Origin of the sequence: Kribbella lupini (assembly GCF_039529595.1) — a bacterium.
GTDB classification, from domain to species: domain Bacteria; phylum Actinomycetota; class Actinomycetes; order Propionibacteriales; family Kribbellaceae; genus Kribbella; species Kribbella lupini.
Genome location: NZ_BAAANC010000001.1, coordinates 2516549 through 2535937, shown reverse-complemented (window position 1 = coordinate 2535937; position 19389 = coordinate 2516549). Strand labels below are relative to the sequence as shown.

General features: G+C 69.7%; 19 protein-coding genes. 14 read left to right on the top strand and 5 right to left on the bottom strand.

Annotated elements, in window-relative coordinates; all coding sequences use genetic code 11:
* The first annotated feature begins 11 nt into the window (after positions 1–11).
* The 12 genes from ABD235_RS11685 to ABD235_RS11630 all read left to right on the top strand — a co-directional run bounded on the left by ABD235_RS11685 (position 12) and on the right by ABD235_RS11630 (position 11467).
* The gene (locus tag ABD235_RS11685; protein WP_344173001.1) at positions 12–1034 is read left to right on the top strand and encodes an ABC transporter substrate-binding protein; all 1023 of its coding nucleotides are present in this window, start codon (positions 12–14) and stop codon (positions 1032–1034) included.
* Position 1035: 1 nt separating this feature from the next.
* Positions 1036–2091 (top strand): FecCD family ABC transporter permease, encoded by a 1056-nt coding sequence (locus tag ABD235_RS11680; RefSeq protein ID WP_344172999.1) that lies wholly within the window; start codon positions 1036–1038, stop codon positions 2089–2091.
* Positions 2088–3116, top strand: coding sequence for a FecCD family ABC transporter permease (locus ABD235_RS11675; RefSeq protein WP_344172997.1), 1029 nt, complete (start codon positions 2088–2090; stop codon positions 3114–3116). The genes ABD235_RS11680 and ABD235_RS11675 overlap by 4 nt, the downstream gene beginning before the upstream one ends.
* Before the next feature lie 9 nt (positions 3117–3125).
* A complete protein-coding gene (locus ABD235_RS11670) occupies positions 3126–3935 on the top strand; it encodes an ABC transporter ATP-binding protein (protein WP_344172995.1) in 810 nt (269 codons plus the stop codon).
* 174 nt (positions 3936–4109) lie between these two features.
* On the top strand, positions 4110–4904 hold the full coding sequence (locus ABD235_RS11665) for a COG4280 domain-containing protein (protein WP_344172993.1): 795 nt from the start codon (positions 4110–4112) through the stop codon (positions 4902–4904).
* Positions 4901–5122 (top strand): hypothetical protein, encoded by a 222-nt coding sequence (locus tag ABD235_RS11660; protein ID WP_344172991.1) that lies wholly within the window; start codon positions 4901–4903, stop codon positions 5120–5122. The genes ABD235_RS11665 and ABD235_RS11660 overlap by 4 nt, the downstream gene beginning before the upstream one ends.
* A 97-nt stretch (positions 5123–5219) precedes the next feature.
* Complete coding sequence (locus tag ABD235_RS11655) at positions 5220–6671, top strand: TldD/PmbA family protein (RefSeq protein WP_344172988.1); 1452 nt, start codon at positions 5220–5222, stop codon at positions 6669–6671.
* Positions 6668–7993 carry a metallopeptidase TldD-related protein gene (locus ABD235_RS11650; RefSeq protein ID WP_344172986.1) on the top strand — a complete coding sequence of 442 codons (1326 nt, stop codon included), beginning with the start codon at positions 6668–6670 and terminating at the stop codon, positions 7991–7993. The genes ABD235_RS11655 and ABD235_RS11650 overlap by 4 nt, the downstream gene beginning before the upstream one ends.
* A 180-nt stretch (positions 7994–8173) precedes the next feature.
* A complete protein-coding gene (locus ABD235_RS11645) occupies positions 8174–8902 on the top strand; it encodes a DUF427 domain-containing protein (protein ID WP_344172984.1) in 729 nt (242 codons plus the stop codon).
* Between the two features lie 47 nt (positions 8903–8949).
* Entirely contained in the window at positions 8950–9456 is a 507-nt protein-coding gene (locus tag ABD235_RS11640) for a MarR family winged helix-turn-helix transcriptional regulator (RefSeq protein WP_344172982.1), read from the top strand.
* 14 nt (positions 9457–9470) lie between these two features.
* Positions 9471–10304 carry a helix-turn-helix transcriptional regulator gene (locus ABD235_RS11635; RefSeq protein ID WP_344172980.1) on the top strand — a complete coding sequence of 278 codons (834 nt, stop codon included), beginning with the start codon at positions 9471–9473 and terminating at the stop codon, positions 10302–10304.
* Between the two features lie 221 nt (positions 10305–10525).
* A complete protein-coding gene (locus tag ABD235_RS11630) occupies positions 10526–11467 on the top strand; it encodes an NADP-dependent oxidoreductase (RefSeq protein ID WP_344172978.1) in 942 nt (313 codons plus the stop codon).
* 15 nt (positions 11468–11482) lie between these two features.
* On the opposite strand, the gene ABD235_RS11625 is transcribed toward ABD235_RS11630, so the two are convergent.
* The 3 genes from ABD235_RS11625 to ABD235_RS11615 all read right to left on the bottom strand — a co-directional run bounded on the left by ABD235_RS11625 (position 11483) and on the right by ABD235_RS11615 (position 13882).
* Entirely contained in the window at positions 11483–12211 is a 729-nt protein-coding gene (locus tag ABD235_RS11625) for a GAF and ANTAR domain-containing protein (protein WP_344172976.1), read from the bottom strand.
* 158 nt (positions 12212–12369) lie between these two features.
* On the bottom strand, positions 12370–13284 hold the full coding sequence (locus ABD235_RS11620; RefSeq protein WP_344172974.1) for an alpha/beta fold hydrolase: 915 nt from the start codon (positions 13282–13284) through the stop codon (positions 12370–12372).
* 85 nt (positions 13285–13369) lie between these two features.
* The gene (locus ABD235_RS11615; protein WP_344172971.1) at positions 13370–13882 is read right to left on the bottom strand and encodes a CGNR zinc finger domain-containing protein; all 513 of its coding nucleotides are present in this window, start codon (positions 13880–13882) and stop codon (positions 13370–13372) included.
* An 85-nt stretch (positions 13883–13967) separates the two neighbouring features.
* On the opposite strand from ABD235_RS11615, the gene ABD235_RS11610 reads away from it, so the two are divergent.
* The gene (locus ABD235_RS11610) at positions 13968–15104 is read left to right on the top strand and encodes an epoxide hydrolase family protein (RefSeq protein ID WP_344172969.1); all 1137 of its coding nucleotides are present in this window, start codon (positions 13968–13970) and stop codon (positions 15102–15104) included.
* Positions 15105–15184: 80 nt separating this feature from the next.
* On the opposite strand, the gene ABD235_RS11605 is transcribed toward ABD235_RS11610, so the two are convergent.
* Entirely contained in the window at positions 15185–15664 is a 480-nt protein-coding gene (locus tag ABD235_RS11605) for a MarR family winged helix-turn-helix transcriptional regulator (protein ID WP_344172967.1), read from the bottom strand.
* An 87-nt stretch (positions 15665–15751) separates the two neighbouring features.
* On the opposite strand from ABD235_RS11605, the gene ABD235_RS11600 reads away from it, so the two are divergent.
* Positions 15752–16609: an alpha/beta fold hydrolase gene (locus ABD235_RS11600; RefSeq protein ID WP_344172965.1), complete on the top strand. Its 858-nt coding sequence runs from the start codon at positions 15752–15754 to the stop codon at positions 16607–16609.
* Here the strand turns inward: ABD235_RS11600 and ABD235_RS11595 are convergent.
* Positions 16606–19284, bottom strand: coding sequence for a helix-turn-helix transcriptional regulator (locus ABD235_RS11595; protein WP_344172963.1), 2679 nt, complete (start codon positions 19282–19284; stop codon positions 16606–16608). The two genes, ABD235_RS11600 and ABD235_RS11595, sit on opposite strands and share 4 nt — an antisense overlap.
* Positions 19285–19389: the final 105 nt, after the last annotated feature.

Genomic DNA, 19389 nt, shown 5'->3' with positions numbered 1-19389 from the left:
GAGCACCCGCCATGTCCCACCTCGCTTCTCCGGGCCGCCGCGTTGTCGCCGCCCTCGCCCTGACCGCCGCCGCAGCCGCCCTGTCCGGCTGCGGCGGTGCCGGCTCCTCGCCGGCGACCGGCGCCGCTCCCAACGCCGATCGCGCCGCGGCGGCCAAAGGCGTCAGTTCGGACGTCAACCAGGATCAGTGCGGTCAGCAGACCCGTACGGTCAAGCACGACCTGGGCACCACCACGATCACCGGCAGCCCCACCAAGGTGGTGACGCTGGAGTACTCGTTCGTCGACGCGCTGGTCGCGGTCGGCCTGTCGCCGGTCGGCGTGGCCGACGACGACCAGCCGGAGCGGATCATCGCCGCGCTGCGCGACAAGGTCGGCCCGTACAAGTCGGTCGGTCTACGGGCCACGCCGAACATCCAGGTGATCACCGCGCTGAAGCCGGACCTGATCGTGGCCGACTCGGGCCGGCACAAGGCGATCTACGCCCAGCTGTCGAAGATCGCGCCGACGATCGCGTTCCCGAGCCTGAACGGCAACTACCAGCAGGTGCTGGACAGTGAGATGTCGACCGCGATCGCGGTGAACAAGTGCGACGAGATGAAGACCCGGCTCGAGGAGCACGACAAGACCATGGCCGGCCTGAAGGCGCAGGCGCCGGCCGGCGAGAGCCGCAAGGCGTTGTTCGTCCGGGCCTCGGAGAAGGGCTTCACCGGTTTCCCGCCGAAGGCCTACACACCCGGCGTGCTGTCGGCGATCGGGATCGGCTCGTCATTGCCGGACGAGTCCGGTGACGCGTCGGTCTCGCTCACCCTCGAGACGCTGGTCGTCAACAAGCCCGACGTCATGTTCATCGCGCCGAACGACGGCCCGACGCTGCGGGACCAGTGGACCAAGAGCCCGCTGTGGAAGGAGCTCCCGGCGGTGAAGAACAACGCCACCTTCGACGTCGACCCGAACGAGTGGTCCCGCTCCCGCGGGCTGATCGCCTCCGAGGTCGTCGCCAAGGAAGCCGTCAAACTCCTGTACGGGAAGTGACATGAGCACCTCCGTACTGCCCCGGCCGGCCCAGGAGACCGGCCCCAAGCGGCCGAAGATCGTGACCAGCAAGCAGCGGGTGACCTGGGTGAGCCTGGCCCTGCTGGTGATCGTGGTCGTCGGGGTCGCGTGGGCGCTGTCGATCGGCAGCCAGTCGATCTCGCTGTCCCGGCTGCCGGGGGCGATCTTCCGGGCGAACGAACCGGACGAGCTGATCGTCCAGTCGATCCGGCTGCCGCGGGTGGTGCTGGCGCTCTGCGTCGGCGCCGCCCTGGCGGTGGCCGGGGCCTTGATGCAGGCCGTCGCGGCCAACCCGCTGGCGGCGCCCGAGATCATGGGCGTCAACGCCGGGGCGGTGCTGGTCGTCGTACTGGCGATCACCGTCGTGCCGTCGCTGTCCGGTGCGCCGACGATCCTGCTGGCGTTCGGGGGAGCGGCCGCGGCCGGTGTTTCCGTGATGCTGCTGGCCGGCTCGGGCCGGGGACGAGTCAGTCCGATCCGGCTCGCCCTGGCCGGCGTCACGGCGAGCAGCCTGCTGATCTCCCTGACCCAGGTGCTGATCATCTTCGACGAGAACTCCACCGACAGCGTGCTGTTCTGGCTGGTCGGCGGCGTCAACTTCGCCGCCTGGCCGGACGTTCGCAACCTGCTGCCGTGGCTGGTGCTCGGTCTGGCCGGCGCGTTCGCGATGGCCCGGCCGCTGAACCTGCTGGCGCTCGGTGACGACATGGCCCGCGGACTGGGCCAGAACATCGAGCGCACGCGGATCATCGGATCGACCCTCGTCATCGTGCTCTGCGGTGCCGCGGTGTCGGTGGCCGGCCCGGTGGCGTTCATCGGGCTGATCGTGCCGCACATCATGCGGCGGCTGGTCGGCTCCAACTACGCGGTGCTGCTGCCGCTGTGCGCGGCCGGCGGCGGCGTCCTCGTGCTGTACGCCGACGTCCTGTCGCGGTACGTGAAACCTCCGTTCGAAGTCCCGGCCGGTGTGGTGACCGCCCTGATCGGTGCGCCGATCTTCGTGTACCTGGCCCGCCGGCAGAAGGTGACCTCATGACGACCACGACGATCGTCGCCCAGCACGTCCGCCGTACGACGGTCGCTCAGCGGCACCCGAAGATCCTGATGGGATCGCTCGCCGTGGCGGCGGTGCTGCTCAGTCTGTACAGCCTCAGCGTCGGCGCGACCGAGGTCTCGATGGGAGACGTCGCCAACGCCCTGATCGGCAACACCACCGACCAGGCCGCGCAGATCGTGGTGGACTTCCAGCTGCCGCGAGTCCTGCTCGCCTGGCTGGTCGGTGTCGCGCTCGCGGTCTCCGGTGCTGTGATGCAGGGCGTCATCCGCAACCCGCTCGCCGCGCCGGATGTGGTTGGCGTGACCAAGGGCGCGGGCTTCGCGGGCATGCTGCTCCTGCTCGCACTGCCCGGTCTGCCGGTGTTCGCCATCGTGCCGGCGGCCTTCGTCGGCGGTCTCGCGGCCGCCGCCCTGGTGTACCTGCTGGCCTACCGCCGGGGTGCGACACCGGTCCGGATCGCGCTGGTCGGCATCGCGGTCAGCGCGGCGTTCGAAGCGGGGATCCGGTTCCTGCTGGTGCAGAACCCGCTGGACGTCAGTGCCGCGCTGATCTGGCTGACCGGCAGCTTGTTCGGCCGGTCGATGAGCTCGGTGCTGGAGATCCTGCCCTGGGTGCTGGTGCTGGTTCCGCTGATCATGATCTGGGCCCGCAAGCTCGACGTCCTCGGGCTCGGCGACGACCTCGCCGCCGGGCTGGGGGAGCCGGTCGAGCGGACCCGGCGGATCCTGCTGCTGTTCGCGGTCGCGCTCGCCTCCGCGGCGGTGGCGGTGTCCGGGACGATCGGGTTCGTCGGCCTGATCGCGCCGCACATGGCGCGCCGGGTCTTCGGCGGCCGGCACCTCGCGTCGATCCCGTCGGCGGCCGTGTTCGGCGTACTGCTGATGCTGATCGCCGACATGCTCGGCCGCGGACTCGCGCCGCCGTTGGAGATTCCCGCCGGACTCGTCACCGCCGTCGTCGGCGGACCGTACTTCCTCTACCTGCTCGTGAAGACCGGAAAGTAGGAGACCGCCATGCGTCTGCAGGCACAAGGAGTCCAGCTGGCCTATGACCAGACGGTCATCGCCAGGGACCTGACCCTGACCATCCCGGACGGCAAGGTCAGCGTGCTGATCGGGCCGAACGGTTGCGGCAAGAGCACCGCGCTGCGGGCCCTGGCCCGGCTGCTGCCGCCGGCCAAGGGCAGCGTGATCCTGGACGGCAAGTCGATTCACGAAACCTCGACCAAGGAGGTGGCGCGGCTGCTGGCGATCCTGCCCCAGGTCCTGACCGCGCCCGAGTCGATCTCGGTCGAGGACCTGGTCTGGTTCGGCCGGCACCCGCACCGGACCTCGCTCAAGGTCCCGAGCCAGGCCGACAAGGATGCCGTCGAGTGGGCCATGGAGGTCACCAGTACGGCGGTACTGCGCCACCAGCACGTCGACCAGCTGTCCGGTGGCCAGCGGCAACGAGTCTGGATCGCGCTGTGCCTGGCCCAGGGCACCGACCTGATCCTGCTCGACGAGCCGACGACGTACCTGGACGTCGCCTACCAGCTCGAGGTGCTCGACCTGCTGCACCAGCTGAACCAGGAGCAGGGCAAGACGGTCGCGATGGTGCTGCACGACTTCAACATGGCCGCGGAGTACGCCGACCACGTGTTCGTGATGAAGTCCGGGGCCCTGGTCACCGAAGGGGCGCCCGAGGACGTGTTCACCTGCGACATCATCCGCGACGTGTTCGGGGTGGAGTCGAAGGTGGTGCCGCACCCGGTCAGCGGCAAGCCGATGTGCATCCCGCTGCGGGCGGGCCTGCGGGCCCAGCTGGCGGTGGCCTGCGGGTAGGCCTCGGAGCGCCCAGGCGCCCGGTGGATCCCGCGGACTCGGGGCCGCCGGGCGCTTCGGCCTGCCCGAAAGTTGCCTCTAGCAACTGATTTGGGACGACTCGTTGACACTCACGAAACAACGTAACTATCGTTCGATGCAGCATATGTTTCATCGAGCTGAGGGAAGTGAGAGATGGACGCGGCAACGTGGGGCCTGATCATCGCGACGTTCGTCGCGTGTTTCGTGGAGATGGTGGAAGCCACCACGATCGTGATGGCGATGGGCTACACCCGGAGCTGGAAGTCGTCGTTGCTCGGCACGCTGGCCGCGCTCGGCGCCCTGGCCGTGGTGACGGTGTTCGCCGGCTACGCGCTGGCCACCTGGCTTCCCGAGTCGGCGCTGCAGCTGGCGATCGGAGGCCTGCTGCTGATCTTCGGCCTGCAGTGGCTGAGAAAGGCGATCCTGCGGTCGTCGGGACGCAAGGCCGTGCACGACGAGGCGGCGATCTACCAGGAAGAGGTCGCAGCGGCCAAGGCGGCGGGGCAGAGCACCGGCAGCATCGACATGTTCTCGTTCATGGTGTCGTTCAAGGGTGTCTTCCTGGAGGGCATGGAGGTGGTGTTCATCGTGATCACCTTCGGCCTCAACGCCGGCAACATCCCCGGGGCCAGTGCGGGCGCGCTCGCCGCGGTCGTGGTGGTGCTGGTGATCGCGGTGGCACTGCGCCGCCCGCTGTCGATGATCAACGAGAACCTGCTCAAGTACGGCGTCGGCCTGCTGCTCGCGTCGTTCGGAACGTACTGGGCCGTCGAGGGCATCGGGATCTTCCAGGACGGCCGCGCCAGTCTCGACTGGCCGGGTCACGACCTGATGATCCTGGCCCTGCTGGCCGCGTGGTTCCTGCTCAGCCGGATCTTCGTCGCCGTGCTGCGCGTTCCCGCGAAGACCCCGGCCGTGGCCGGAACCCCTGTGGAGGTGGACAAGTGAAGTTCCTCAAGGCCTTCGGGCAGTTCTGGTACGACTTCATCATCGGCGACGACTGGAAGATCGCCGTGGCCGTGGTCGCGTCGCTGGTCGTGCTGTACGCCGCGATGACGGCGAAGCTGTTCGGCGACACCGGCCTGACCCTGCTCGGTGGCGCGCTGATCGTGGCCGCGTTCGCGATCAGCCTGGCGATCGACGTCCGGCCCGGCAAGAAATCCTGATGTAGCGTCTGCGACATCTAGCGTAGTTCCTGTAACAGCGGCTACAGTCACCGTGAGGCGCCTGGCCGATCCGTCCGTTCCCAAGGAGGTCCGTCCGATGCGCGACATCGCCGAAGCCCTGCTCGCGTTACTCCCCGCCGACGTCGGTTACGCCGACGTCCGGGTCGTGCACCGCACCCACGAGCAGGTGCTGGTCGAGCTCGAGGGGCCGGGTGAGGTCGGGTACGACGACTCACTCGGTCTCGGCCTGCGCGTGGTGGTCGCCGGCCACTGGGGTTTCGCGGCCACGCACCGGCTGGACCCGCACGGCCTGGACACCGTGATCGCCCAGGCCGTGGGTCAGGCCCGTGCGGCCGGGGGCGGCGGGCGCGTCGCGCTCGGCCCGCCGGTGACGACCCGGGCGACCTGGTCGTCACCGCTGGAGATCGACCCGTTCGAGGTCGCCCTGTCGACCAAGCTCGACCTGTTGTCGGCGACGGTCAAGGAGGCCTCGACCGCCGGACCGCTGGTCCAGCAGATCGAGGCCTCCGTGGACTTCTACCGCGACCACAAGGTGTTCGCCAATACCGAGGGCGCGCTGATCGAGCAGACCCTGACCGAGAGCGGTGGCGGGCTGCTGGTCAACGCCGGCAATGGGAACGACCTGCAGCGCCGCTCGTTCCCGCAGGGGGTGCCGCGCCAGATCCGCGGTCAGCGGGGTGATTTCGCCACCGCGGGCTGGGAGCACGTCGAGTCGCTCGGCCTGGTGGAGAACGCGGCCCGGGTCGCGTCCGAGGCGGTCGCGCTGCTGACCGCCCCGCAGTGCCCGGACGAGATCACCACGTTGATTGCTGGTGGCAACCAACTGGCGATGGTCCTGCACGAGTGCGCCGGCCATCCGATGGAGGCCGACCGGGCGCTCGGTACCGAGGCCAGCCTCGCGGGTGGTACCTACGCGACGCCGGAACGCCGCGGGAGCTACCGGTGGGGCTCGCCGATCGTCTCGGCGTACGCCGATGCGACGATCCCCGGCGGCCTGGGTTCCTTCGGGTACGACGACGAGGGTGTCCGGGCTCAGCGCACGCAGCTGATCAAGGACGGCGTCTTCCTCGGCTACATGTCCGGCCGGGAGTCGGCCGCCGCACTGGAGGCGGAGTCGACCGGCGCGTCGCGGGCGGACGGGTGGCAGCGGTTGCCGCTCGTGCGGATGACGAACATCTGTCTGGAGCCGGGGGAGTCCTCGCTGGAGGAGATGATCGCCGGCACCGAGCGCGGGATCCTGGTCGACACCAACCGCGGGTTCTCGATCGACGACCAGCGGATGTCGTTCCGGTTCACCACCGAGGTCGGCTGGGAGATCCGCGACGGCAAGGTCGGCCGGCTGCTGAAGAACTGCAGCTACCAGAGCGACACCCCCCGGTTCTGGGGTTCGCTCGACGCGCTCGGCGGACCGGACGAGTGGAAGATCCACGGCGTCCCGTCCTGCAACAAGGGCGAACCGTTGCAGGTGGCCCACATCGGTCACGGCACGGTTCCCGGCCGCTTCCAGAACGTGCAGGTGGGACGATGACGATCGAACAGACCCAGATCGAGCAGGCCTTGACCATCCTCGGTGAAGGCACCCGGCTCGACGTCCTCGGCGAGAACACCGACCTCTTGCGGTACGCCGAGTCCGAGATCACCGCCCAGCACAGCGAGCGCCGGCTTCGGGTGCGGGTCCGCGTGAACCGCGCGGGGCGTGCCGCCGCGGGCACGCTGGAGACGCTCGATGCGGACGCCGTACGGGCGTTGTCCGCCCGCCTCGACGCGGCTCTCGCGGAGTTGCCGGCCGCCGATCGTCCGGCGGAGCAGCATCCGCCGGCCCAGCAGCCTTCGAGCGAGCTCGCGTCAGCTGCGGATTCCGTGGTCGGTGCGGATCCCGCCGTCCGTCACCGCTGGTTCACCCAGGTGCGGGACGGGCTCGACGGCTCGATGAAGCTCGGCGGCGCCATCCGGTACGACGTGCACGACCGCGTGGTCGCCGACTCGGCCGGGTTGTTCCGGTCCGAGACGTTGACCAAGGCCTCGATCCAGGCGATCGCCAAGCAGGGCGAGCAGTCCGCCAGCGTCAAGCTGGTGCACCGCGACGCCGACCAGATCGCGGTCGACCAGATCGCGGACCGCCTGCGGTCGGCGCTGGCTCCGCTGCCCGTCCGGGAGGCGTACCGCGGGTCCTGCCGGGTCCTGCTGAAGCCGCAGGCCGTCAACAGCCTGATCGCGACCTACGGTTTCTGGGCGCTCGGCGCGCACCACTACGCGACCGGGCGTTCGGCGGTGAGCGGCCGGATGGGGGAGCGGGTGGTCAGCGAGCTGCTGACGCTGACCGACGACGCCACCGACCCGGCCGGACTGCTCAGCGGTTTCGATGCCGAGGGCAACGTCCGTCGCCGTACGCCGCTGATCGAGCGGGGCGTGCTCAGCGGGGTCGTGTCGGACCGCCGCCGCGCGGACCTGACCGGCGGCGTACCGACCGGGCACGCGGTCCCGGACGGCTGGCGATTCGGCGGTGATCCCGTGCCGTCGCACCTGCTGCTCGACGCGGGGGAGTCGACCGAGGACGAGTTGCTCGAGGAGTGCGGCAGCGGCCTGGTCGTGAACCGGCTGGACTACCTCAGGGTCCTGCACCCCACGCAGACCCTCGTCACCGGCACCACCCGCGACGCGACGTACTGGGCCGAGAACGGCAAACTCGTTGCCTGGCACCCGCAGCTGCGCTTCACCTTCCGGATGGACGAGGTCCTGAACGCCGTACTGGCCGTCGGCACCGACCGCGAGATCTGCGACCAGACCTTCATGGACAGCGTCGTCGTCCCGTCCCTCCTGATCGACGCCGGTCCCTTCGTCCTCGCCTGACCGGCGCACCCAGACCAGCAGCGCCCCGCGCCCGACCGACACACCGCGGGGCGCTGCTGTTCCACGCGCGGCAGAACACCTGTGGTCACAGGCGCCATCGCTGTCTGGTCTTCCTTCGTGAGCATGCTCGTCGGCGCAGTACCGGCTGGCGGGCTCGAGAACGAATGAGAGGACCCTGTCGTGACCGACTTCCCTCCGATGATCGTGCCGGTGGACCACATCGCGCCGGTCCCGCGCCGGATCAGGGCGACCCTCGCGAACCGCTGCGTCGTCGACACCACCAACGCGCTCTACCTGTGGGAATGGCCGGGCTACCCGGCGTACTACATCCCCGTCGAGGACGTGGCGCCCGGCTTGTTGCGGTACACCGGGGAGACCGAGCAGCAGGAGCGTGGCCTGGCCCGGATCCACGAGGCCGGTCACGGACGGGCCCGCGTGTACGACGACGGGCTGGTTCCCGGGCGGGTGACGTTCGAGTGGGACGCGATGGACGCCTGGTTCGAGGAGGACGACCAGGTCTGGGTGCATCCCAGGAGTCCGTACCACCGGGTCGATCCGATGCGCTCGTCGCGTCGGGTCCGGGTGGAGCTCGACGGGATCGTGCTCGCCGAGTCCGACGCCACGGTGATGGTGTTCGAGACGGGGCTGCCGACGCGGTACTACTTCCCTCGGCACGCGGTGAACTTCGAGCACCTGACCCCCAGCCCGACGCGGGCGCAGTGCCCGTACAAGGGGCGCACCAGCGAGTACTGGTCGGCGGGGGGCGAGCCCGACATCGCCTGGTCGTACGACTTCCCCACGGTCGCGCTGCGCCCGGTGATGGGGCTGGTCGCGTTCCTGAACGAGCAGGTCGACCTGACCGTTGACGGGGTGCGTCTGGATCGGGTGGTCACGCACTTCTCCCGCTGACTCTCCGCCGTGGACAACTTCGAATTCAAAGCAGGTACGATCGCAGGATGAGTGAAGCAGCGCCGGGCCTGAGGGCGGAGGAGCTGGGCGCGTACTTCGCTCTGGTGGAGGTCAGCAACCTTCTTCAGTACGCCGTCGACGAGCATCTGCGCGTCGACGGCGCCCTCAGTTATGTGCAGTTCCAGGTTCTCGCTCGGCTCGTCGATTCGCCCGAAGGCAAGCTGCGGATGACCGACCTGGCCGACGGTGTCGTGTACAGCCGCAGTGGGCTGACCTATCAGGCGGGCTTGCTGGACAAGCGCGGCCTGATCACCCGTTCGCCGTCGCCCGACGACGAGCGCAGTGTCATCGTGGCGGTGACGGATGCCGGCCGTGACCTGGTCGCTCAGGTGCTTCCGGGGCACGTCGACCGCGTCCAGCACCTGTTGTTCGAGGCCTTGACCGCCGACGACGTCGCCGCCCTCAACTCCGTCCTGGGCAAGATCCGCGACCACATGCGCGCCGCTCCGCCTCGGTCGGCCAAGCCTCGGGCCCGGCGCAACCAGGCCGGCTGAGGCAGGGGAGAGCGATGGATCGCGCGCTGCTGGCGGACTTTCTCCGGGCTCGCCGGGCGGCACTGCAGCCGGAGGAGGTGGGGCTGCCGCGGGGGAGCCGGCGTCGTACCGGTGGGCTGCGGCGCGAGGAGGTCGCGGTGCTGGCGGGCATGTCGGCTGACTACTACAGCCGGCTCGAGCAGGAGCGCGGTCCGATGCCGTCCGAGCAGATACTGGCCGCTGTCGCCGGCGCATTGCGGCTCAGCCCGAGTGAGCGCGAACACCTGTTCGCCCTCGGTGGGCACGCGGCTCCGCGGCGTACCCCGCCGGACGACCGGGTCGGTCTGGCCATCAGGACCATCGCGGAGCAGCTCTCGGACACGCCCGCGATCGTGTTCTCGCGGTTCGGTGAGGCGTTGCTGCAGACCCCGGCGGCGATGGCGCTGTTCGGTGACTACACCCGGTACGACGGCCTGTCGCGCTACCTGGTCTACCGCTGGTTCACCGACCCGTCCCAGCGGGCCATCTACCCGCCCGAGGACCACGACGTCCGCGGCCGGGTCTTCGTCGTGGACCTGCGGGCGGCGTACACGACCGATCCGGCGGGCACCGCCGGGGAGATCGTCGACGCGTTGCTGGCGGTCAGCCCCGAGTTCGCCGAGGTCTGGCGGCGGCACGAGGTCGACGTCACCCATCACCACGAGCTCAAACGCTACCGGCACCCGGAACTGGGCGAGCTGGAGCTGTACAGCCGCCGGCTGGTGGATCCCGACGAGGGCCAGGACCTGCTGGTCTTCATGGCCGAGCCCGGATCGCCGAGTGAGGCGAAGCTCCGGCGGCTGACGGCGCGAGGCGTGAGCCGAAGCTGAAGCTCTTGTCCATGGTCTGTCGTGCCATGGATCAGGAGAGCATTCACCCGCTTCTCGTTCTGCGCCAGGCTTGAGCAAGTCAAGCTCCTACCGGCCGACGGCCACCCTGGCCGGCTGAGACCGCTATCACGGCCATACCTATTTGCTTCGAATTCGAAGCGCGCTATGGTGGAGAAGTGCTTCGAATTCGAAGCACAACGTTCCCAGAGATGAGGCTCGTCATGAAGGCAGTGCGTTTCCACGAGTACGGCGCCCCCGAAGTCCTGCGCTACGAGGACACCGACCAGCCGGTCCCCGGCGTCGGTGAGGTCCGGGTCCGGGTGGCGGCGACGTCGTTCAACCCGGTCGAGGGCAACATCCGCGCCGGTGTCATGCAGGGACCCATCCCGGTCCAGCTGCCGCACACTCCCGGCCTCGACATCGCGGGCACGGTCGACGCGCTCGGCGAGGACGTGACCGGCTTCGCCATCGGTGACCGGGTCGTCGGCGCTCTGCCGCTGACCAGTACCGGCGCCGCCGCCGAGTACGTCGTTGCCCCGGCCGGGATTCTGGCGGCCGCCCCCACGAGCGTCCCGCTGGAGGACGCCGCCGGACTACCGCTGGTCGGGCTCACCGCGTGGCAGGCGCTGTTCGACCACGCGGAGCTGACCGCGGGCCAGCGGGTGCTGATCAACGGAGCGGGCGGCGCCGTCGGCGTGTACGCGGTGCAGCTGGCCAAGAATGCCGGCGCGTACGTGATCGCCACGACCGGCCCGCGCAGCTCCGAGCAGGCGAAGACGGCCGGCGCCGACGAGATCCACGGCCCTGGGATCCCGGAGCTGTCCGAGCCGGTCGACGTGGTGCTCAACTTCGCCCCGATCCCCCCGGAGCAGATGGCCGCCCTGGCCGCGGTGATCCGGGACGGCGGCGTACTGGTCAACACGACCGTGTGGATGCCCGCGGCGTCCGACGAGGCTCGCGGCGTACGGGGAGTCAATCTGTTCTTCCGTCCCGACGCCGAAGAGCTCGCCCAGCTGGTGAGCCTGCTCGACGCCGGCAAGCTGCACCTCGGCGAGACCCGGCGGGTGCCGCTGGCCGCACTGGCGCAGGTGCACGCCGAAGCCGCCGACGCCCCGATCAACGGCAAGGTCGTCTTCGTCGCCCCGAGCGCCACTCTCGACTAGAGAAGGCGCTCGGGTTCACCCCGCGGATCTCGGTGCCCGCTGGTCAGCGCGTGGAGGGGACGAGGGCAGTTCGCGGGTGTCGATCAGCTCCTGGGCGACGTCGCGCAGCTTGCAGTTGTTGTCCATCGAGTAGCGCCGGAGCACCTCGAACGCCCGCATCTCGTCGAGGCGGTAGCGCTCCATCAGCATGCCCATCGCCTGGCCGACCAGCCGGCGGGCGTCGATCGCCTCGGTAAGAGTGTCCACGTGCCGGGCCGAAGCGATCGCCGCGGAACTGTGCTGGGCCAGGATGTGGGCGACGTCGAGGTCGTCGGCGCTGAAAGCGTCGGGTTTGGTGCTGTAGAGGGCGAGGACCGCTTCGGGCCGGCCGGCGACCAGCAGGGGCAGGTGCATCGCGGACCGGATCCCGGCTTCGAGCATCTGCTCCCTCCACTGCGGCGCCCACCGGGTCTCGGTCTCCACGTCGGGGATCAGGAGCGCCGAGCGCTCCTCGAGAGCGGTGATCATCGGCCCGGCGCCTGCGTCGATCTGGTGCCGGTAGAGGTCGGCCAGTCTGGGGTCGGTCAGGGCCATGATCTGCGGGCGCCGGCCCTTGGTGATCAGCACCACCGCGGCGTAGTCGCACCACACTGCCTGGAGCGCGTACTGGACGACGGTCTCGACGGTCAGCTCCACGCCCTCGGCGGCCTGCAGCTCAGCCGCCAGTCGGCCGAACGCCTCGGCCGAGGAATCAGTCTGTGACACAGCAGGGGCCTCCCACCCACGCTCGATCGGGTCGGCCCACTCCCTGAGTGGGCCAGTCCATGATCTCGTACCCCGCACAAGTTCAGGCGCAAACTTAGGCACGCTGCCGCCGCCGAGTCGTGCCCGGCCGGCTTCAGCGGGTGGTCGATCAGGCGGGGTCAACCGAAGAAGTCGACCAGGGCGCCGGCCACCGCCTCAGGCTGCTCGATGGGCAGGAAATGGCCCGTGTCGTCGATCTTCACCACGCGGACGTCCTCGCCTTGCCGCGGCCACACGCTCTGCACAGCCGCGTAGTTCGCCGGCGACGCCAGGCCCAGCATCGGCACGGTCACCTTGCCGTACTCGGCGAAGTCCGAGACGTCCTGCTCGAAGGCCTGGAACCAGCCGTCGCCGGCCCGGATGGCATCAGCCGGGTCGTAGGCCCGGGTGAAGATCTGGCGGTCGCGCTCGTCGAGCCTGCTCCGGTCGGCAAGGTGGGAGTCGAAGATGTGATCCACGACGTACCGCATGCGACCGGCCAGCAGGTGCTCGGGAAGGCCGTGGAGCTGGTTGAGCGCGAACCACCACAGGTTCGGCGCCTGTCCCTGGGGGAGCAGTTTCAGGTCGTACAGGCTGGAGTCGGGGTGGCCGACCTCCATGAGAGCCAGCTTGGTGGCGGCATCGGGGAAGTTGACGGCGTAGCTGAACGCCACCATGGCGCCGATGTCGTGCCCGGCGAGGTTGACGGTCGAGTAGCCCAGGTGGCGGACGAGCTCGAGGACGTCCCGCGCCATCGTCTTCTTGTCGTAGCCCGACCGTGGTTTCGCCGACAGGTTCATGCCCCGGAAGTCGACGGCGATCACGCGGTACCGCTGCGCCAGGATCGGCATGATCTTGCGGAACTCCCACCAGGTGACCGGCCATCCCGGAAGCAGTACCAGCGGTGCTCCACGTCCACCGGCGACGTAGTGCAACGTGGTCCCGTTCACCTCGGCGTACGCGCTGGTGAAGTCGCCCGGCAGTTCCGCCGCCAGCGCCGTGTCGTCGCCTACCGAGTTGTTCGCCGACTCCGTCCCGGGCCGGGCAGCTGGCACAGCAGATCCTTTCGCGCGGTGCGGGCCCCAAGGATGGCCCGCTCAGTCATCAAGACAGGGCACGCCGCGGATCTGTGACAGCGGATCAGCCGGCCTGCTGACGGCGCTCGCGGTAGACGCGGGTCTTGTGGCGGTTGCCGCAGATGTTCATGTCGCACCAGCGACCGCGACCGCTGCGCGAGGTGTCGTGGAAGGCCCACCGGCAGTCCGGCGCCGCGCACAGCTTGACTCGGCTCCACTCTCCGCGGCCCACGGCCACGACCACGGTCTCGACGATGGCGTCGAGCCATGGTCTGCCCGACTGGGCAGCGATTCGCAGCCCGCCCGAGTGGTCGGGCGCGAGCTGAAGCGGGTAGTCCGCGAGGGCCTTGGAGGCATCGATCTCGCCCGACAGCGACTGGCGCAGCGCCGTACGGAGGGTGATGGCGTCCGTCAGATCCTCCGGGCCCAGCTCGTCACCGGCCGTGAGGATGTCGCACTCCGCCAGGTCAGCGGGCGACGCCAGCCGCTCGCCGCCGACATGGCTCTGGCCGTGCCGACTGAACGATCGCTGGTCGACCGTGTTGAGGAACTCGACGATCACGTCCAAGCCATCCACGACACCACTGTACACAGATACAGGTGTTGCAATGGAGCGACACCGTTGTTAGGTTTCAATGGTGTCGATGGAAAGGATGCAGCAGATGCCAAGCCCTCAACAGCTACTCACGGTGTCCGACGCCGACCTCGACGACCTCCGCGCACGCCTGCGCGGGACGCGGTGGGCGAAGCCCTGGCCGGTCGACGCCTGGAAGGCCGGTACCGACGGCGACGAGTTGCGCCGGCTGGTCGGCTACTGGTCCACGGCGTACGACTGGCGCAAGCACGAAGCGGCGATCAATGCCCTGCCGTCCGGGTTCGCCGAGGTCGGCGACACGTCCGTTCACTACCTGCGTTTCGACGCCGAGCGCGACGGCGCGCTACCGCTCCTACTGGCCAACGGCTGGCCCAGTTCGTTCCTCGAACTGACCGAGCTGGCCGACCGGCTGTCCTCGCCCTCGCGGTACGGCGGCAGCGCGGAGAACTCGTTCACCGTTGTCGTCCCGAGCCTGCCCGGGTTCGGATTCTCTCCGCAGCGGCCCACCCTCGACCAGGCTCCGCTGACCCCCGAACTCTGGCACCGGCTCATGCATGACGTGCTCGGTTTCGAGCGGTACGGCGTCCACGGCTCTGACCTGGGTGCGGGTGAGTCCACCCTGCTCGCGCAGGCCCATCCGGAGGCGGTGGTCGGCGTACATCTCCTGGACGCCGCTGGACCGAAGAGCTACGACGCAGCTCGCTTGACCGACGACGAACGCGCTTATCTCGCCGCGGAGCAGGCGTGGTTCGAGGCCGAACGCGGCTACTCCCACCAGCAGCAGACCCGCCCGCTGACCCTCGCCCAGGGCCTGTCCGACTCCCCGTCGGGCCTGCTCGCCTGGATCCTCGAGAAGTACCGCGCCTGGAGCGACTGCGACGGCGACCCGGCCGGCCGCTTCGGCGACGACTTCCTGCTGACCCAGGCGTCGCTGTACTGGTTCACCAACACGATCTCGACGTCGTTCCGGCCGTACTACGAGCGGGCCCAAGGCGTCAGCCCGGCCGTCGAACGCGTCGAAGTGCCGACCGCGATCGCGCTCTTCCCCCACGACCTCGGCGGCCGGGCGCCTCGCGAATGGGTCGAGCGAACCTACAACCTCACCCGCTACACCCCCATGCCCCGCGGAGGCCACTTCGCCGCCCGCGAGGAACCAGAGCTGCTCGCCGAGGACCTCACCGCCTTCTTCTCCGAGCTGTCCTGAGGTCTCCTCTCACACCTGTTCACCCGCTCCCACTGCACAGCCAGGAGATGGACTCCGGCCGAGCAGACGCGGGAAGAGACCTAGGTCGACTCTCCGAGGTCTCGGGCCAGCCAGCCGGGGGTGTCGAAGCGGACCGGTTGCGGTCCGACCAGTTCGGTCAGCAGCGACTCGAGCTCCGCAAGTTTCTCGGGGCCGATTCGCTGCTGCCACTGGGTGCGGAGGTCGTCGAAGATGCCCTCGCCTTCCTGCAGCACCGCGAATCCCCGGTCGGAGACCTCGATGCGCATCCGTCGGGCGTCGGCAGGGTCCGGCGTTCGTACGACGTACCCGCGCTCCTCCAAGGTGGCGACCGTCCTGGCTGCTGCCTGCTTGGTGACCGACATGCGCCGGCCGAGCTCCGAGGCGCTGTCGGCGCCGGCGGCGACGGCTCGCAGGGCGAAGTCGTGCAGCGGGCGTACGTCGTCGTAGCCGCGGTTGGCCAGCTCGATCGTGGCCGCGTCGACCAGCGAACGAAAGCCTCCGAGCATCAGCAGGGCGAGATTGGCGCCAGAGCGTGACATGGCTTCACCCTAGGGCCGAGACCTCGACAACGACAACATTGTTGTCTATTGTGATGGACAACAATGTTGTCTAATCGGGAGTCGACCATGAGTGCCACCCTGCCCGGCATCACCCATCACACCGCCGACGTGAACGGGACGCGGCTGCACTACGTGGCGTCCGGACGCGGGGGGTCGCCTGTGGTCCTGGTGCACGGGTTTCCCGAGACCTGGTGGGTGTTCCACAAGGTCATTCCCTTGCTGAGCGAGCGGCATCGTGTCTTCGCCGTCGACCTGCGCGGCTTCGGAGACTCCGAGGTCGCAGGGGGTCAGCACGACAGCGAGACCGCGGCGGCCGACCTGAGCGAACTCATCGCGGCGCTGGACGTGGGTCCGGTTCACCTGAGCGGTCAGGATGTCGTCGGCGCGACCGTCTACCGCGTCGCCGCCACGCACCCCGAGCTGGTCCGGAGCGTCACGGCCATCGAGACAGGCCTGCCCGGTTTCGGCGTCGAGATGCTGGGCGACGTCACGCACGGCGGCGCGTGGCACATCGGCGTACTGGCTGCGCCCGGCATCGCCGACATGTTGCTGGCCGGTCGTGAACGAGCCTTCCTCGCCGACTACGCGATCCCGGCCATGAGCGGCACCCCCGACGCCTTCAACAGCGACGACATCGACGAACTCGTCCGCTCGTACGCGCGGCCGAACGCGTGGGCCGGCGCGGCCGGTCTCTACCGGTCGCTGCTGTCGGAAGGAGATCAGATCAAGGAGCTGGCGCAGCGGAAGCTCGAGATGCCGGTGCTGGCGATCGGCGGTTCGTCCGGCGACTTCACGCCGAACACCTTCGCCCAGGTCGCCACCGACGTCAGCTCGGCGGTGATCGACGGCATCGGGCACTTCGTCGCGATGGAGGCACCTGATCGCCTCGCCGAGATTCTCCTGCCCTTCTACGCGAAGGCTTAGCCCAGCAAGCGGGCGAGTTCGACGCGGGAGCGGACGTCCAGGCGGGTGAAGATGTTGCGGAGGTGGTGTTCCACCGTGCGGTGGCTGATGAACAGTTGCGCGGCGATCTCGCGGTTGGTGGCGCCTTCGGCGACGAGTTGGGCGATCTGGGACTGTTGCGGTGTGAGGTCAGCGGTGGGGGTCGGCCGGGTGGGGGCGATGGTGTCGCCGGAGGCTCGTAGTTCGGCGCGGACCAGGGCGACGAAGTGGGCGGCGTCGTACTGCTGGAAGATCTGGAGCGCGTCGCGCAGGTGCTGACGGGCGGCCTTCGGCTGGCGGTCGCGACGGAGGCGGTGACCGTAGAAGAGTTCGGTCTTGGCGAGTTCCATCGGCGTACCGCCGACCCGATGAAGGCGGATGGCTTCGCGGAAGTGCTCGTCGGCTGCAGGCGCGGCGCCGGCCAGCAAGGCGTGCGAACGGTGGGAGAGCGCCAGCCGGGCCGGACAGCCCGTGCTGGTCGCCCAGCCCTCGTACTGCCGCAGGACCTTGGTCGCCGCCGCCTGCCGGCCGCAGGCCACCGCGGCCTCGACGTAGTGCGGGGCAGTCATCACCTTGATGCCCGGGTGCACCCGGCCGGTGTCGACGGCGAGCAGGCGGAGGCGGTTGAGCGCGTCGGCGGGCCGGTTGTCGACCAGGTCGACGCACGCCAGCGTCCACGAGCCGAAGGTGCTCGGACGGCCGAGGCCACGGCGCGTCACGTCGGCGGCGGCCAGGTGCAACCGGTGGACGGCGGTGGTCTTGTCGCCCTGCAGCGCCGCCATCAGCGCGAGGATCGTCAGGTGGTCGACCACGGTGTTGGGCTGGCCCATCGACGTCGCTTCGCGGACGCCTTCCAGCGAGCAGTCCAGCGCGATCGAGTGCTGGTCGAGCAGGAGCGCGGACAGCGACTTGTAGACCAGGGCCCACGGTACGAGCGAGGTCATCCCGGTGTCGCGCGCGACGGCCACCGCCTGGGTGGCGAGCTCGAAGGAACGGCCGGCGCGGCCCAGGACATACGCCGCCTGGCTGCCCCAGATCTTCGACCGCGGATCGGGCAGCTCCCTCGACAGCCGTACGGCGCGATCGAGCGCGGCCCGGGCGGCCGGATGGTCGCCGGCGAACGTGGCGGCCATGCCTTCGAGGTGGTCGAACATCAGTGCCGTGACGGGCGGTTCGTCCGCGCGGCGAAGCGCGGCCGCGCGAGCGGCGGTGCCGGCGTGCTCGGCCTGGTCGCCCGCGATGCTGGCGGCCTCGGCGGCGAAGACCAGCGCGGTGACGGCGAGCGTCCGGTGCGAGTCGAGCAGTTCGCCGGACGCCCTGAGCAGGCTCCGGACCGCCGTACTGGGTGCGCTGTCGCCCAGTTCGACGCCGCCGCGGACGAAGTCGGCGAGCCCGTGCAGCTCGGGACCCCGGACGTGGACGGCTGCTTCCCGAAGGATCGCGCGCGACGTCCGGGGTTTGCCTGTCGACCACTGATCGGCCGCGGCGGCGATCAGGTGCGCGGCCTTGTCCTGCGGCGACACCGCCAGCGTCGCGGCGCGCTGCGAGGCCGCCGACGCGACCGGATAGTTGCCCGTACGCCGTGAGCGCGCCGCCGCGGCACCGAGCTCGTCAGCCTGGTGGCCGGCCTGCGCGCGGCTCAGCGCCGTACGGCTCATCGCTTCATGCCACAGCCGGCGTGCGGTGTGCTGCTCGGGATCGAGCACGGTCGCGAGCACCGCGTGGGCCTGGCGCTGTTCGCTCGAGGAGACCTCGGCACGCAGGACGAACCGGGTCAGCTGAGTCAGCCCGACGTGATCGCCCTGCACCAGCAGCAGCCCACTGTCGCGGGCCTCGTCCAGAGCGTCGAGCTCGGCGCGAACCACGGTGTCGAACTCGAGGTCTTCGTCGACCACCGCGAGCAGGACGAGCTGCTGGGCGTCGGGGGACAGGGCACGGAAGCGGGCTCGAAGGTGAGCCCGCAGCAGGCTGTCCTGCGGCAACCGGCCTGCTGGTTCGGACGACGCCAGCTCGGTCAGCGCCAGCGGGTTGCCGCCGGCAAGGTGGAGGATGTCCTCGGCGAGATCCTCCGACAGGCCCAGGGGAGTGAAGTCGGAGAGCAGCTCCGTCGCCGCCGGATCGTCCAACGGCCGCAGGGCCAGCGCCGGGAGACCGGCCAGCGGATTCTCGCCACGATGCGGCTCCAGCGTGAACAGTACGGCGAGCTGGTGGCCGCTGACGCGACGGGCGACGAACGCCAGCGCTTCCAGCGACGGCCGGTCGAGCAGACCCGCGTCGTCGACGAGGACGAGGACCGGCTGCTCGGCCGCCAGCTCACACAGCAGCCGATGCAGCTCGGTCTGCAGCACGAAGGTAGTGGCCGGCGACCCCGCCGCCAGACCCGTTGCCTTCCGCAATGACTGGGGGAGCCGATCGGCCACCGGGTGGAGCAACCGATGCAGGCCGGCGGGTTCGAGCGCGGACTCGGCCGGCACGCCTTGAGCCGTGAGCACGCGGAAGCCCGCGGTCGACGCGCTGCGCAGCAAGGACGACTTGCCCGAGCCAGGGCCCCCGGTGATCACCAAGGCCGAGCCGACGCCGGAACGCGCCGCCGTCAGGACCTCCTGCACCGCGGCGGACTCCTGGTCCCGTCCGCGGAGTACGACCTCGGCAGCCATACCGCACAGTGTTGGTCGCCGTGCCCGGGCTGGGAAGAGCTGGTACGGAATTACCTCGGGGCCGCACGACTGGTGGTTGTACCGATGCCGGCCCCGAGCGATCCG

Excerpts from the sequence above, each read along its gene's own strand:
- ABD235_RS11675 (WP_344172997.1), top strand. The coding sequence starts at position 2,088 with ATGACGACCACGACGATCGTCGCCCAGCACGTCCGCCGTACGACGGTC.
- ABD235_RS11600 (WP_344172965.1), top strand. The coding sequence starts at position 15,752 with ATGAGTGCCACCCTGCCCGGCATCACCCATCACACCGCCGACGTGAAC.
- ABD235_RS11630 (WP_344172978.1), top strand. The coding sequence starts at position 10,526 with ATGAAGGCAGTGCGTTTCCACGAGTACGGCGCCCCCGAAGTCCTGCGC.
- ABD235_RS11610 (WP_344172969.1), top strand. The coding sequence starts at position 13,968 with ATGCCAAGCCCTCAACAGCTACTCACGGTGTCCGACGCCGACCTCGAC.
- ABD235_RS11665 (WP_344172993.1), top strand. The coding sequence starts at position 4,110 with ATGGACGCGGCAACGTGGGGCCTGATCATCGCGACGTTCGTCGCGTGT.
- ABD235_RS11595 (WP_344172963.1), bottom strand. The coding sequence starts at position 19,284 with ATGGCTGCCGAGGTCGTACTCCGCGGACGGGACCAGGAGTCCGCCGCG.
- ABD235_RS11670 (WP_344172995.1), top strand. The coding sequence starts at position 3,126 with ATGCGTCTGCAGGCACAAGGAGTCCAGCTGGCCTATGACCAGACGGTC.
- ABD235_RS11640 (WP_344172982.1), top strand. The coding sequence starts at position 8,950 with ATGAGTGAAGCAGCGCCGGGCCTGAGGGCGGAGGAGCTGGGCGCGTAC.
- ABD235_RS11650 (WP_344172986.1), top strand. The coding sequence starts at position 6,668 with ATGACGATCGAACAGACCCAGATCGAGCAGGCCTTGACCATCCTCGGT.
- ABD235_RS11680 (WP_344172999.1), top strand. The coding sequence starts at position 1,036 with ATGAGCACCTCCGTACTGCCCCGGCCGGCCCAGGAGACCGGCCCCAAG.
- ABD235_RS11605 (WP_344172967.1), bottom strand. The coding sequence starts at position 15,664 with ATGTCACGCTCTGGCGCCAATCTCGCCCTGCTGATGCTCGGAGGCTTT.
- ABD235_RS11685 (WP_344173001.1), top strand. The coding sequence starts at position 12 with ATGTCCCACCTCGCTTCTCCGGGCCGCCGCGTTGTCGCCGCCCTCGCC.
- ABD235_RS11635 (WP_344172980.1), top strand. The coding sequence starts at position 9,471 with ATGGATCGCGCGCTGCTGGCGGACTTTCTCCGGGCTCGCCGGGCGGCA.
- ABD235_RS11655 (WP_344172988.1), top strand. The coding sequence starts at position 5,220 with ATGCGCGACATCGCCGAAGCCCTGCTCGCGTTACTCCCCGCCGACGTC.